Source organism: Pararhizobium sp. LjRoot235, assembly GCF_964254145.1.
GTDB lineage: Bacteria > Pseudomonadota > Alphaproteobacteria > Rhizobiales > Rhizobiaceae > Pararhizobium.
This window is the reverse complement of sequence record NZ_CAXUSP020000001.1, coordinates 2,569,934-2,583,346: the sequence shown is the minus strand read 5'-3', so window position 1 is coordinate 2,583,346 and position 13,413 is coordinate 2,569,934. Positions and strand designations below refer to the sequence as shown.

Here is a 13,413-nt window from a genome sequence, read left to right as displayed (position 1 = left end):
ACCGCGCAAGACGAGGTTAGAGATGGAAGAGTTTCACAAAGTCCGGCGTCTGCCGCCTTACGTTTTCGAACAGGTCAACCGTTTGAAAGCCAGCGCGCGAGCGGGTGGAGCCGACATCATCGACCTTGGCATGGGCAATCCTGATCTGCCGACGCCGAAATCCGTGGTCGATAAGCTGTGCGAAGTGGTGCAGGACCCGCGCACGCATCGCTATTCCTCGTCTAAGGGTATTCCGGGTCTGCGCCGGGCACAGGCCGGCTATTATGCGCGCCGCTTTGGCGTCAAGCTGAACCCGGACACGCAGGTCGTCGCGACCCTCGGCTCCAAGGAAGGGTTCGCCAACATGGCGCAGGCGATTACCGCGCCAGGCGACGTTGTGCTTTGCCCCAATCCGACATATCCGATCCATGCCTTCGGCTTCCTGATGACCGGTGGCGTGATCCGCTCGATCTCGGTAGAGCCAGACGACACGTTCTTTCCGCCGCTCGAGCGGGCGATCCGGCATTCGATCCCGAAACCGATCGCGCTGATCATCAACTATCCGTCGAACCCGACGGCGCATGTGGCGACGCTCGATTTCTACCGGGAAGTCGTCGCCTTTGCGAAGAAGCACGACATCGTCATCCTGTCGGACCTTGCTTATTCGGAGATCTATTTCGACGACATGCCGCCTCCGTCTGTTCTTGAGGTACCGGGCGCGATGGATATCACCGTCGAATTCACCTCGATGTCGAAGACATTTTCGATGCCCGGTTGGCGCATGGGCTTTGCCGTTGGCAATGAGCGCCTGATCGCCGCACTGACGCGGGTCAAATCCTATCTCGATTATGGCGCGTTCACGCCGATCCAGGTGGCCGCGACCCATGCGCTGAACGGCGACGGCTCGGACATCGCAGAAGTGCGCAATATCTACAAGCGCCGCCGTGATGTTCTGGTCGAAAGCTTCGGCAAGGCCGGATGGGACGTGCCGCCGCCGGCGGCCACCATGTTCGCCTGGGCAAAGATCCCCGAAAAGTTCCGCCATCTCGGTTCGCTGGAGTTTTCCAAGCTGCTGGTGGAAAAGGCTGACATTGCCGTGGCCCCGGGCATCGGTTTCGGCGAGCAGGGGGATGACTATATCCGCATCGCACTTGTCGAGAACGAACACCGGATTCGCCAGGCGGCCCGCAGCCTGAAGAAATTTCTTTCGACGGCAGACGACACGTTGCACAACGTCATCTCGCTGAATGCTCATCGCTGAGGCGCTGGGTTTTCCCGGCCCCCTCAAAAATCCGCTCCGCCGTTTGAGGCGGAGCGCACTCGACATGTTAGGAAAATCGTGAATGTCAGATGCCCTTAAAATCGGCATTGCGGGGCTGGGAACCGTTGGCGCCTCGCTCGTGCGTATTCTTCAGGAACGCCATGAGCAGTTGGCGACGACATGCGGCCGGGCCATCGAGATCACTGCCGTGACGGCGCGTGACAGGAATCGTGACCGCGGCGTCGATCTTTCCGCCATGCGCTGGTATGACAATGCGTTGTCGCTGGCTGAGACGGCCGATATCGACGTTTTCATCGAGCTCATGGGCGGCGCCGGCGAACCGGCCTATTCCGCTGTCAAGGCAGCGCTATCCCGTGGACTTCACGTCGTCACCGCCAACAAGGCGTTGCTCGCCGAGCACGGTATTGAGCTTGCTGGTCTTGCCGAAGAGCATGGCGCGCTGTTGAACTACGAAGCCGCCGTCGCTGGCGGTATTCCGGTGATCAAGGCACTCCGGGAATCGCTGACTGGCAACACGATTTCCCGTATCTATGGCATCATGAACGGTACCTGCAACTACATCCTTACCAAGATGGAGAAAGAGGGGCTTTCCTTCGAGGCCTGCCTCAAGGAAGCGCAGCGCCTCGGCTATGCGGAAGCGGATCCGGCTTTCGACATCGAAGGCAACGACACCGCACACAAACTTGCCATCCTGACGAGCCTTGCCTACGGCACCGCAATCGCGGCCAATGACATCTATCTCGAAGGCATCACCAATATCTCGATCGACGATATCCATGCCGCCGCCGATCTCGGCTACCGCATCAAGCTGCTCGGCGTCGCGCAGCGCACCGAAAGCGGCATCGAGCAACGTGTTCATCCGACCATGGTGCCGCTCGATTCGGTGATCGCCCAGGTCGATGGCGTCACCAACGCGGTGGCGATCGAATCCGACATTCTCGGTGAACTGCTGATGGTCGGACCCGGCGCCGGCGGCAATGCGACGGCGTCTGCCGTGCTTGGCGATATCGCCGACATCGCCAAGAGCCGCCCGGGCGCCCAGCACGTGCCGGCCTTCGGCCGCCCGGTCACGGCGCTGCTCACATACAAGCGCGCGCAGATCCAGAGCCATGAGGGCGGCTATTTCATCCGGTTGAAAGTGGTCGACCGGACCGGTGTCTTCGCGAAAATCGCGACGCACATGGCGGAAAATCACATCTCGCTCGAATCGATCGTCCAGCACTCGAAGCATCCGGTCGAGACCGGCGAACCGCAGACGATCATCCTCGTAACTCATGCGACGACCGAGCAATCGGTGCGCAAGGCCGTCGCCTCGATCAAGAGCGAAGGCTACCTCGTCGGCGATCCCCAAGTGATCCGCATCGAGCGGCCGAAGGCCGCCTGATACGCCTGTTTACGCATGTTCTGCGGCCCCATCCGGAAGTAACCCGGATGGGGCCGCAGTCGTTTCCGGTTTGCCGACGCAGCAAAACACGGGTACGAACGGTCACGAAATCAAGGATGAACGATGAATGAATTGATAGATCCGATCCAGCGGGCTTTTCTTGGTGTCGAGCATTCGGTGAGCGGGCAGCGCTGGGTGTCGCGGCTCGATCAGGCCGGCCAGAACCGCGCGCTTGCCATCAGTCAGGTGCACGGCTTTTCCGATCTTATTGCCCGCGTGCTGGCTGGCCGCGGCGTGACGATGGACGATGCCGTCGCGTTTCTCGAACCGACGATCCGCTCGCTGATGCCTGATCCCGATACGCTGACGGATTGCAGCAAGGCGGCCGCCCGCATCGTTGCTGCGGTCAACAAGCGTGAAAAGGTTGCGATCTTCGGCGATTACGACGTCGACGGAGCCGCATCATCCGCCTTGATGTTCCGTTTCCTGCGCCATTTCGGCGTCGAAGCCGAAATCTACATTCCGGATCGCATTTTCGAAGGCTACGGCCCCAATCCGGCTGCGATCAACCAGTTGATCGACAATGGCGCCGAACTTATCGTCACGGTGGACTGCGGTTCGACCAGTCACGAATCGTTGGTGGCAGCAGAGGCGCGCAGGATCGATGTGATTGTGATCGATCATCACCAGGTCGGCGCGCAATTGCCGCCCTGCCTGGCGCTGGTCAACCCGAATCGGGAAGACGATCTGTCGGGGCAGGGGCATCTCTGCGCCGCTGGCGTGGTGTTCCTCGTTCTCGTCAACGCCATGCGCCAGTTGCGTGAAAGCGGAGACCGGCGGGTTGCTTCCTTCGATCTTCTTGCGCTGCTCGATCTGGTAGCCTTGGCGACAGTTTGCGACGTCGTGCCGCTCAAGGGCTTGAACAGAGCCTATGTCGTGAAAGGGCTTGTCGCCGCCCGCCACATGCAGAATCCAGGGCTGTCGGCACTCTTTCGCAAGGCCGGCCTTGGCGGGCCGGTGACGCCTTATCATTTCGGATTCCTGATCGGCCCTCGAATCAATGCCGGCGGGCGTATCGGCGACGCGGCACTTGGTAGTCGCTTGCTTACGCTTGACGAGGAAAATGCGGCCGAACAGATCGCAGCAAGGCTCGACGAATTGAACCGTGAGCGACAGACGATGGAAATTGCCATGCTGGCCGAGGCGGAATCCGAGGCCCTGGCGGAATATGGCAACGGTGATGCCGCCTCCATCATCGTCACCGCGCGTGAAAACTGGCATCCGGGCATTGTGGGCTTGCTGGCGGCACGGCTGAAGGAAAAATTCCGCCGTCCGGCCTTTGCCATCGCCTTCGACCCGAACGGCAAGGGGACTGGCTCGGGTCGGTCGATCAGCGGTTTCGATATCGGACGAATCGTCCGCGCGGCCGTCGATGCCGGTCTCTTGGCCAAGGGCGGCGGTCACGCCATGGCTGCCGGACTGACGATCGAGCGCGCCAATCTTGGCAAGCTACGGCATTTCTTCGACGAGAAAGCGGAGAACGCCATCAAGGACCTCGTCTCGGCCGAGACGCTGAAGATCGACGGCGCATTGGGGGCGGCGGGCGCCAATCTGGCGCTGATCGACCAGCTTGAGCAGGCAGGCCCGTTCGGCGCCGGCCATCCACAACCGGTCTTTGCCCTGCCGGCTCACCGTCTGCGTGATTCGCGGCAGGTCGGCGTCAACCATGTGAAGATCACGCTGGAGGGGCAGGACGGCTCCCGTATCGACGGCATTGCCTTCCGGGCGCTTGAAACGCCTCTTGGCGATCTCCTGCTGTCGGGCCGGGGCACGTCGATCCACGTCGCAGCGTCGATCTCAGCGGATCTGTGGCAGGGAACACGGCGTGTGCAGTTGCGGGTTATCGACGCCGCAAAGGCGCTTTGAGCCGAGCATCCTCGCGGAGCGGATCGGAGAACCATGGTACGCCCTAGGGGAGTCGAACCCCTCTTCCCAGAATGAAAATCTGGTGTCCTAACCGATAGACGAAGGGCGCATCAGTGGTGTGGGCGTCTTATAGTCAGACGCTTTGGATGCTGCAAGCGCTAAATCGGATTTTTTTGAGGATTTTTCGCAGTAAAAACAGCGGCAAAAGAAAGAGTGCCTACGTCACGCGAAAGCGCTCACTGGCAAGCCGTTCTGACCAGAATCGCGCATATTTCTACATTTAGGGGAGCTTCACAATGGTACGCCCTAGGGGAGTCGAACCCCTCTTCCCAGAATGAAAATCTGGTGTCCTAACCGATAGACGAAGGGCGCAGCCGTTGTGTGGGCGTCTTATAGTCAGGGGTTTTGAATACCGCAAGCGACAATTTTCATTTTCCTGTAAAAAAGTCCTCATACGCTGTGGTTTTTGGGGAAAATAGAAATTATGCAATCAATACCGCGGCTTGGCCTCAGGTCCTGCTGCGACGGCAGCGCCAGTTCCAGTCGCGGGCTTCACCGGTGTCGATGTGGACAGATTCCGTGTGGCAATACGTTCCGACGCCGCCGCGACCAGGAATCGTCCGCAGATAGTTGGCAAGATCCCACTTACTGACGCCGGGCACCTGGATGTCGGCCGCCTGGCAGGTAGTGTGAAGGGAGTACCGGCGGCCGCCGGCCCGTCTGTTGTGGTTCACATCCCGCAGGCCCGATGTCACCATGATCTTGCGGCCGTAATGGGTCTCGACGACCTTCAGAACCTGCAGCAGTTCCGGACGGAAACAGCCGGTCTCCACTTTCTCCGTCTGCAGCCAAAGGCCGTTCGGCGCAAGCCGTGCCAAGCCGGGCAGGGCCGCCACTTCGACAGCGGCACTTTCGTCGTCATGGCCCGGCTGAGAATCGTCCACTGTCGCAAACATCGAAGTGGTCTGGACGCCAGGCAAATCAGTGAAACCGAGCGCCGCGATCTGCTGCTGCGGCCTATTGGCGGCGACAGGCGTCCGCTTAGCGGCAGTCTTGGCGAAACGATCGTCGTTGAAATGACTCCGGTTCTTGCGCTTGGCCGCGAACAGAGCGGCGAACGTCAGCGGCTTCTGTGTTGCATCCTGCTTGTCGCTATCGTTTTGCGCGTCGCCGGTTTTTTCGGGAACAGTGGCGACGGCAACCGCCGCCGGATCGGCTGACGCGATCTGTGTCGCCGCCGGCTGAGGTGCATTGCCGTCGTTTTGCATGGTGTCGCCTGCCGGAATCGGCACGGCCACGGGCAGGGCGGCGCCGTCCGCGCCAAGCTCGGCGCTTGCCGCCTCCTGCGCTGCCGGAACCGCACCCTCGGCATTGCTCGCACCTTCAAGCGGCAGGGCAGCCGGATTTGCGGCCGGCTGGCCACTGTTGAAAAGGCTATTTGAGGTCGGGTTGACGCCGGTCTGTTGCCCTACAGGAAGCGGGGCATTGCCTGTTCCTGCATCGGCATTTTGCAACTGGACAGGGACCGCATTCGGTACCTGGACCGCAAAGATGCTGCTGGAGGTTGCCTTGACGCCGGTGCTTTGCATCGTCAGCGACGCCGGCTGGCCGTCCGCAATGGCTGGAACCGTCGCATTGGCCTCGACCGGGTTTCCGGCCTGTTGCTGCGTGCTGGCACCAACGGCCGCCACCTGTTGGTCTTGATAGGTACCGGGCGCCACTTGTTCCGCCTCGGCCGAGGCGGTTTCGGATACCGTCTGTCCCGCCACCGGTGCCGCTTCCGCTGTTTCTTTTGCAGCCGACACGCAACCTGAAAGGGCCATTACAGACACCGTCAGGGCAAGAGCGCAGCCCAAACCGCGAATCGTCGCCGTCTTTTGCAGAACATGACGCAACGTTGGATCCCCACTCAATGCGGGCCGGGCGACATCTCGTTGCCGCCATGGCCGATCATTTGAAGGCGCAAACAGCATGCCGTCGGCACGATCCCTGTCGGGACATTCGCGCCGCTCTCGCGGTTTGACCGGTTCAACTCGAAACAGAATGAGCATCGACCTTAAGAGGGCGACTCACATTCTGTTCCCCTTAACGTTCGCGCGCACAGTAGTGAACACGCTATTGTTTGTAAAACTGCGATGACGCAGGCGGTGGTTGTCACGCGGTTCCGTGGGAGGCTTCCACCAAGCTGGTGGCTAACTGTTCCGGAGTGAACCAGGCGATTTTCATGGGCCTGATTATCACCTGGTCTCATTGCGCGGGGCTTACCAGGCGCCGGTATTGCCCATCGACAGCCATGGCTCCTGCGGCGGCAGGTTTTCGCCCTTCTGGAGAATTTCGATCGAGATCCCGTCCGGCGAACGAACGAAGGCCATATGCCCATCGCGCGGCGGGCGGTTGATAGTGACGCCGTTGTCCATCAAACGCCGGCAAATCGCGTAGATATCATCGACCTCATAGGCCAGGTGACCGAAGTTGCGCCCGCCCGCATAGTCTTCGCTATCCCAGTTGTAGGTGAGTTCGAGACAGGGGGACAATTGCGCCTTCGCATGGTCGAGATCGCCGGGTGCTGCGAGGAAAACCAGGGTGAAACGGCCCTTCTCGTTTTCGTAGCGGCGAATTTCCACAAGGCCGAAAAGCGTGCCATAAAAGTGAAGTGCCGCGTCCAGATCTTTGACGCGAACCATCGTGTGCAGATAACGCATTGTAATGTCCCTGTTTTGCTGAAGATGAGGTATATTTAGCCGCAAGCCAGCCTGAGGCAAGGCTCGAGAGGTATTCTTGATCGACGGCAAATTTCATCCGAGGGCTTGCGCAATCGCGGCGGGACGATGTTATTCTGACCGTCAAGAATCAGTTAACCGTAATGAATGTGACGCGTAAACGAGGGGCTGGCAGGCAATGGCGGACAGGATTTTACCGAAGGGCGTCACGCCTGATGAAGACTTCAGCAATGACGCACTTGATCTGATCGAAATCACCGGTGTGATCAAATGGTTCGACGTTGCCAAGGGATTCGGCTTCATCGTGCCCGACAATGGCATGCAGGACGTGCTTGTTCATGTCACCTGCCTGCGCCGCGACGGCTATCAGACCGTTCTGGAGGGCGCCCGTGTTGTTGCCTTGATCCAGAAGCGCGACCGCGGCTACCAGGCTTTCCGCATCCTGTCGATGGATCAGTCGACGGCGGTCCATCCGTCGCAACTGCCGCCGGTCAAGACGCACGTCCAGGTGACGCCGACCAGCGGTCTGGAGCGCGTGCTCGTCAAGTGGTTTAACCGCACCAAGGGCTTCGGCTTCCTGACGCGCGGCGACGGCACCGAGGATATCTTCATCCATATGGAAACACTTCGCCGCTTCGGGCTTACCGAATTGCGCCCCGGCCAGACTGTTCTGGTTCGCTTCGGCGATGGCGACAAGGGTCTGATGGCAGCCGAAATCCATCCGGACGTCCCCGCGCCGGCCGGTCGGGCGCACTGATGCGGGCGCGTTTCCCGCGCTTTGCCGGAAGCGCCCTCGTGGCGCTTTTTTTATGGCTGGTGCCGGTTTGTGCCTCTGCGGCAGAGGTTACCTTCGACACCGCGCCGCTGCAGATCATCACCGCCCGCGGCAAGGTTCACCGGTTTACCGTCGAACTGGCAGTTGACGGCGATCAGCGCGCGCAGGGCCTGATGAACCGCCGTCACATGCCACGAGATCGCGGCATGCTGTTCGATTTCGGTGAGACACGCCAGGTGATGATGTGGATGAAGAATACTTATCTTCCACTCGATATGCTGTTCATCGCCAGGGACGGAAAGGTCGAGACAGTGCGTGAAAACGCGGTGCCTTTGTCCGAAGCCATCATCGCCTCCCATGTCCCGGTCGCCTTCGTTCTCGAATTAAATGCCGGCACCGTCAGCCGTCTCGGTATCGCTCCCGGAGACATCGTCGACAGCCAGCGCATATCCGGTGCAAAGCCTTAAATCAGCAGTCGCGCATGCGTTGGATTGCGCAATTTAGCTATTGCAGGGGCAGGGGTAAGCGTGTATCTCCGCGCCATCGATGGATCACGGAGTGTAGCGCAGCCTGGTAGCGCATCTGGTTTGGGACCAGAGGGTCGGGAGTTCGAATCTCTCCACTCCGACCATCGAACTCTCCTCCCACAGTGTTGGCGTCCTTAAAACCTTTGTTTCACCGGGGAAAAAGCGTTTTTTGACATCGTCCGCCGCGGTTTGAACAGCTTTGCGCCGCGAAACCACCAAGGCCGTAAAATCGGCGGATATATCGCCGGAAAGTCATTCCGTTTTAATCCATTCTGCGCTATTGCAGTGCGCAGCAGCCGGCGGCAGTGACCGGCGAGGTGGAGACTGCTCAAGACATGTTCGCGAAAATCTATCGACCCGCAAAAACCGCCATGCAGTCGGGCAAAGCCAAGACGCATTTGTGGGTTCTTGAGTTCGATCAAGAAAAACCGCGCACGATCGATCCGATCATGGGCTATACGAGTTCGTCCGACACCCGCCAGCAGGTCAAGCTGACCTTCGAGACCGCCGAGCAGGCGATTGCCTATGCTGAACGCAACGGCATAGACTACCGCGTCATCGCGCCGAAGGAAGCGACGCGCAAGAATGTTTCCTACAGCGACAATTTCCGCTTCAGCCGCACCCAGCCCTGGACTCATTGACACCAGGCTGCCAGTTTCCGGAGGTCACGGCCTCCTTCAAGCGGCCCCTTAGCTCAGCTGGATAGAGCACCTGCCTTCTAAGCAGGTTGTCGCAGGTTCGAGCCCTGCAGGGGTCGCCAAAACTTCAATAATACGGACTTGGTCCGACATCTTTCTGGCCAAAGACAATTCTTCATGTCGCAACGGTGTCGGAAGCTCGACCTTGTGTCCGATCTCATCGCGCGCTTCGACGGTGGCGTTCCATGAGGCCGGGAGGCCGGTGCGCTGTTTAATCGTCGATAATCCCGAGTAGCCGGTTTCTTGATCAAACTTCCCTTTCCAACTCGCCGCCCACCATATTCCGTGGCTTGGCTGAACTGTTGCGAGAAAAGCTATCGGCCGGCACAAACTGCAGAAGACATCTCAATTTGGTTGCAATTGGGCGGTTACAGCTTGGCATCCGCCTGTCGATGCCAATCTTTCTAAAGGAAACGCCATGGCCTTGAAATTGCGAGTTGCTGTTCTCTTTGGCGGACAATCCGCCGAGCACGATGTCTCCATTCTTTCCGCTCGCAATGTGGTCAAAGCAATCGACGCCGCGAAATACGAGATCATGCCAATCCTTGTTGATCGAGCCGGGCAATGGTTGTTGATCGAACTGGTTGATGGCCTCCTGCCGGACCCCGTAGAATATGCCGGAAAAAAGGTTTGCCTGCTTCCTGGCGGCCGCGGTCGTCTGCTCGCCTTCGACGGGCCCGTCGGTTCCGGAGAGTTGGCCGCGATAGACATCCTGTTTCCCGTTTTGCACGGGTTGTACGGCGAGGATGGGTCTGTGCAGGGGCTCGCCCAGATTGCGGGTGTTCCCCTGGTCGGCTGCGGTATCCTCGGATCGGCTACGGCGATCGACAAGGACATGGCTAAACGCCTTTTGCGGGAGGCGGGACTGCCGGTCGCCCGTTCGATCACTGTTAGACCTGGCGAGAACGCCGTGTTCGAAGAGGTTACGAAGGTGCTGGGGTCGCCGATTTTCGTCAAGCCCGCGCGACAAGGCTCGTCAGTTGGTGTCGGCAAGGCGCGGTCTGCCGGCGAATTTCATGCTGCACTCGCCGAAGCCTTCAAGTTTGACACGAAGGTCCTCGTGGAGGAGTTCGTCCAGGCTCGCGAGATTGAATGCGCGGTTCTTGAGAAGCCCGACGGAACGATCGTGGTTTCCGTCCCCGGCGAGATCGTGACAGGCGAGGGGCACGGCTTCTATACATATGAAGCAAAGTATCTCGACGAAAAGGGAGCAACCATCAACATTCCGGCTTTGCTGCCTGAACAGACGGCCCAACATCTTCAGGGCATGGCGAGACGAGCATTTATCGCGCTGGGCTGCGAGGGGCTTGCCCGCGTCGATTTTTTCGTGCGGCCGGACATGACCGCCGTGATCAATGAAGTCAACACGATGCCAGGCTTTACTGATATCAGCATGTATCCGAAAGCGATGGCGGCGACGGGAACGACTTACCCCGAACTCATTGACCGGCTGATCGAGCACGGACTGGCAAGAGCCAAACAGGCCGTCTGATTCTCGGCTTATCGATGCGCCGGTGCTCATCGATCCGTTGCGGGTGTTGAGGTTGTGACAGCGGGGATCGCTTCCTCCGCCGCCGGAACGATCATTCTGTCCCAAGAACAAGTGGAGGGCTGACGATCGGCGCCGGCCTGTGGCTGGCTGGGACGATCGGCCTTGCGCTCGGATTTGGCCGCTGGCGATCGCCGCCTTTGCCCTCACAGTCGGGCTGACGGTGCTCGATGCCGTTTGAAAGCTTGAAAGTGCCTATAAATCGAAATCGGTGCCGGCCGCGAAACTGAAGACTGCGCACGGCAAAGACAAGAACCGGCAGCCCAAGTCGTGATAAAAAAAACGGACCGAAGGCATGTCTGCCATTCGGCCCGTCCGGTAAAGTCGGATAGGGGGAATTTCTGGACATTCGCAGGCTGACCGGCGCTGCGAATGGGAGGTCTCTTACCGCCTCATCATGGCCCGAACGCCGATGTTTTATTTGACATACAGCGCAGAAGATTTGACATTTTGACCATGCTGCAAAAAGTTCTTTCCGAACACGGCGTTGCCGTCGTCATCGTGATCCTGCCCGAATCATCGATCATGTCGCTCGCCTCGGTGCTCGATCCGATGCGCGCTGCAAATCGCGTGGCCGGCAAAGCGCTTTTCCGCTGGAAAATTCTCTCTCCCGATGGTGAGCCGGTTCTTCTGACCTGCGGTGTCCCGATCGCCGTCGACGGCATGTTTTCGGCGGGGGCGGTGGGAGACTTTCTGTTGGTGATCGGCGGCTTTAATCTCGAGCGCCATGCGGGCAAGGCGTTCATCGCCGGCCTTCAAGCCTGCGCACGGCATTTTTCCGTCGTCGCCGGTATCGAATCGGGATGTTGGCTGCTGGCCCGCTCCGGCCTCGTCAATGGGCGCTCGGCAACGGCGCATTGGGAGGAACTGGAGGATTTCGCTCTGGCTTTTCCCGATGTGTCGGTCAAGGCCGACCGTTTTGTCACGGATGGCAAATTCTGGACCTCGGGTGGGGCGTCGCCGACCTTCGACATGATGCTGCACATGATCAGGCAGCGATTCGGCTCGGCCGTTGCGCTCGATGTGGCGAGCATCTTCGTCTACGATGAAACGCATGCGGCATCGGACGCGCAACCACTGGTCTCGCTTGGCCGCATGGAAACGCTCGATCCGGACCTTGCCCGTGCCATCCGGCTGATGGAGCGCACGCTCGACCGGCCGCTGTCGATCGCTGCACTCGCCTTGCGGGCCGGCCAATCCCGCCGCAAGCTGGAAACGCGTTTCGCCAAGGCGCTCGGCATCAGTCCCGGCACCTATTATCTGCGGCTTCGCCTGCAGGCGGCACACCGTCTCGTCAGCGATACGGAACTGAGTGTCCGCGACATTGCCCTTCGCTGCGGCTTCGACAGCCTGTCGTCCTTCTCCCGCGCCTTCAAGAACCAGTACGGTGAAAGCCCGCTGAAACTGCGGCAAGGCAAGGGGCGTCAATGACAGGCGGCATCGGAAGGCACCTCACCGTCGTGGCTATGATCTGAAAAGCCCGAGGTTGTCATCCATGTCTTAGGGACAAGCTGTTACCCATGTCTCCGGGTCGGACAAAGATCCAATGGTGAGCGCGCAGGGATTCGAACCCTGGACCTACTGATTAAAAGTCAGTTGCTCTACCGGCTGAGCTACGCGCTCCCTTAAAACCGGGACGTTGCGTGCCCGGCGGAAGTGGGCGGACATATGCACAGCGGGCTTGTTTTGGTCAACCCAAAAAACAGGCGACAAGTGTAAATTCGATGATTTGCAAGGAGATCGCCAAAAGGTGATTGGTTTGGTGATGGCATCGGCGTTAAGACGGCACGAGCATGTTGCAGGCTGGAGTTCTTAACGGGTGTCGATCGCTGATATTTCCATCTGGACCGCCATCTTGGCAGGGGCGCTGTCCTTTCTCTCGCCCTGCGTACTGCCCCTGGTGCCGCCTTATCTTTGTTACATGGCGGGCATTTCGGTCGATCAATTCCGCGGCCGCGAAAGGGAGGCCGCCCTGGCCGGCACGCGGCGCGCTGTGTTCAGCGCGGCCTTTTTCTTCACGCTCGGCTTTGCCACTGTTTTCGTGGCGCTCGGGGCAGGGGCGTCGACCATCGGCCTCGTGCTGCGCCAGCATATCGACATCCTGTCGCGCATCGGCGGCATCATCATCATCGTCATGGGCCTGCATTTCCTCGGTATCTTGCGCATCGGCCTGCTCGGCAGGGAGGCCCGCTTCCAGGGTGGCGGCAAGCCGGCGACGCTGTCCGGCGCCTATATCATGGGGCTTGCCTTCGCCTTCGGCTGGACACCCTGCATCGGGCCGGTGCTTGGCACGATCCTCGGGGTCGCAGCCGCACGCGACACCGTCGGCGATGGCGCGATCCTGTTGGCGGTCTATTCGCTGGGCTTAGCGATCCCCTTCTGGATCGCCGCGGGTTTCTCCGGCGCCTTCATGAGGTTCCTGTCGCGCTTCCGCCGGCATCTTGGCCTGGTGGAAAAGCTGATGGGCGTTTTCCTGATCCTTGCGGGGCTTGCTTTCGTCTTCGGCTTCATCAGTTCCATGGCGATCTGGTTCCAGGAGACCTTTCCGGTGCTGATGCAAATCGGCTAAGCCA

Annotated in this window: 11 protein-coding genes and 5 tRNA genes; 11 read left to right on the top strand and 5 right to left on the bottom strand. The window is 59.8% G+C overall.

What is annotated here, in order from left to right:
• Positions 1 to 22: 22 nt before the first annotated feature.
• The 3 genes from ACSQ2Z_RS12395 to recJ all read left to right on the top strand — a co-directional run bounded on the left by ACSQ2Z_RS12395 (position 23) and on the right by recJ (position 4,571).
• Complete coding sequence (locus ACSQ2Z_RS12395) at positions 23 to 1,240, top strand: LL-diaminopimelate aminotransferase (RefSeq protein ID WP_436081481.1); 1,218 nt, start codon at positions 23 to 25, stop codon at positions 1,238 to 1,240.
• Between the two features lie 82 nt (positions 1,241 to 1,322).
• Complete coding sequence (locus tag ACSQ2Z_RS12390; RefSeq protein ID WP_436081480.1) at positions 1,323 to 2,645, top strand: homoserine dehydrogenase; 1,323 nt, start codon at positions 1,323 to 1,325, stop codon at positions 2,643 to 2,645.
• Positions 2,646 to 2,768: 123 nt separating this feature from the next.
• Positions 2,769 to 4,571: a single-stranded-DNA-specific exonuclease RecJ gene (gene recJ / locus ACSQ2Z_RS12385; RefSeq protein WP_436081479.1), complete on the top strand. Its 1,803-nt coding sequence runs from the start codon at positions 2,769 to 2,771 to the stop codon at positions 4,569 to 4,571.
• Between the two features lie 34 nt (positions 4,572 to 4,605).
• On the opposite strand, the gene ACSQ2Z_RS12380 is transcribed toward recJ, so the two are convergent.
• The 4 genes from ACSQ2Z_RS12380 to ACSQ2Z_RS12365 all read right to left on the bottom strand — a co-directional run bounded on the left by ACSQ2Z_RS12380 (position 4,606) and on the right by ACSQ2Z_RS12365 (position 7,273).
• A tRNA-Glu gene (locus ACSQ2Z_RS12380) sits at positions 4,606 to 4,680 on the bottom strand.
• 188 nt (positions 4,681 to 4,868) lie between these two features.
• Positions 4,869 to 4,943: transfer RNA gene (locus ACSQ2Z_RS12375), tRNA-Glu, on the bottom strand.
• A gap of 137 nt (positions 4,944 to 5,080) precedes the next feature.
• Positions 5,081 to 6,340 (bottom strand): D-Ala-D-Ala carboxypeptidase family metallohydrolase, encoded by a 1,260-nt coding sequence (locus tag ACSQ2Z_RS12370; protein WP_436081478.1) that lies wholly within the window; start codon positions 6,338 to 6,340, stop codon positions 5,081 to 5,083.
• Between the two features lie 492 nt (positions 6,341 to 6,832).
• On the bottom strand, positions 6,833 to 7,273 hold the full coding sequence (locus ACSQ2Z_RS12365) for a VOC family protein (RefSeq protein WP_436081477.1): 441 nt from the start codon (positions 7,271 to 7,273) through the stop codon (positions 6,833 to 6,835).
• Between the two features lie 196 nt (positions 7,274 to 7,469).
• Here ACSQ2Z_RS12365 and ACSQ2Z_RS12360 point away from each other — a divergent pair, with 196 nt between their 5' ends.
• The 7 genes from ACSQ2Z_RS12360 (at position 7,470) to ACSQ2Z_RS12330 (ending at position 12,271) form a co-directional block, all read left to right on the top strand.
• A complete protein-coding gene (locus ACSQ2Z_RS12360; protein WP_436081476.1) occupies positions 7,470 to 8,048 on the top strand; it encodes a cold-shock protein in 579 nt (192 codons plus the stop codon).
• The gene (locus ACSQ2Z_RS12355) at positions 8,048 to 8,533 is read left to right on the top strand and encodes a DUF192 domain-containing protein (RefSeq protein ID WP_436081475.1); all 486 of its coding nucleotides are present in this window, start codon (positions 8,048 to 8,050) and stop codon (positions 8,531 to 8,533) included. Before ACSQ2Z_RS12360 ends, ACSQ2Z_RS12355 begins: the two co-directional genes overlap by 1 nt.
• Before the next feature lie 87 nt (positions 8,534 to 8,620).
• Positions 8,621 to 8,697 (top strand) — tRNA-Pro (locus tag ACSQ2Z_RS12350).
• Positions 8,698 to 8,928: 231 nt separating this feature from the next.
• Positions 8,929 to 9,234 carry an ETC complex I subunit gene (locus ACSQ2Z_RS12345; protein ID WP_436081474.1) on the top strand — a complete coding sequence of 102 codons (306 nt, stop codon included), beginning with the start codon at positions 8,929 to 8,931 and terminating at the stop codon, positions 9,232 to 9,234.
• Positions 9,235 to 9,276: 42 nt separating this feature from the next.
• Positions 9,277 to 9,353 (top strand) — tRNA-Arg (locus tag ACSQ2Z_RS12340).
• Between the two features lie 356 nt (positions 9,354 to 9,709).
• Positions 9,710 to 10,783, top strand: coding sequence for a D-alanine--D-alanine ligase family protein (locus ACSQ2Z_RS12335; RefSeq protein WP_436081473.1), 1,074 nt, complete (start codon positions 9,710 to 9,712; stop codon positions 10,781 to 10,783).
• 513 nt (positions 10,784 to 11,296) lie between these two features.
• Complete coding sequence (locus tag ACSQ2Z_RS12330) at positions 11,297 to 12,271, top strand: GlxA family transcriptional regulator (protein WP_436081472.1); 975 nt, start codon at positions 11,297 to 11,299, stop codon at positions 12,269 to 12,271.
• A gap of 116 nt (positions 12,272 to 12,387) precedes the next feature.
• Here ACSQ2Z_RS12330 and ACSQ2Z_RS12325 read toward each other — a convergent pair.
• Positions 12,388 to 12,463: transfer RNA gene (locus tag ACSQ2Z_RS12325), tRNA-Lys, on the bottom strand.
• A 196-nt stretch (positions 12,464 to 12,659) separates the two neighbouring features.
• Here ACSQ2Z_RS12325 and ACSQ2Z_RS12320 point away from each other — a divergent pair.
• Positions 12,660 to 13,409: a cytochrome c biogenesis CcdA family protein gene (locus ACSQ2Z_RS12320; RefSeq protein ID WP_436081471.1), complete on the top strand. Its 750-nt coding sequence runs from the start codon at positions 12,660 to 12,662 to the stop codon at positions 13,407 to 13,409.
• Positions 13,410 to 13,413 lie beyond the last annotated feature (4 nt).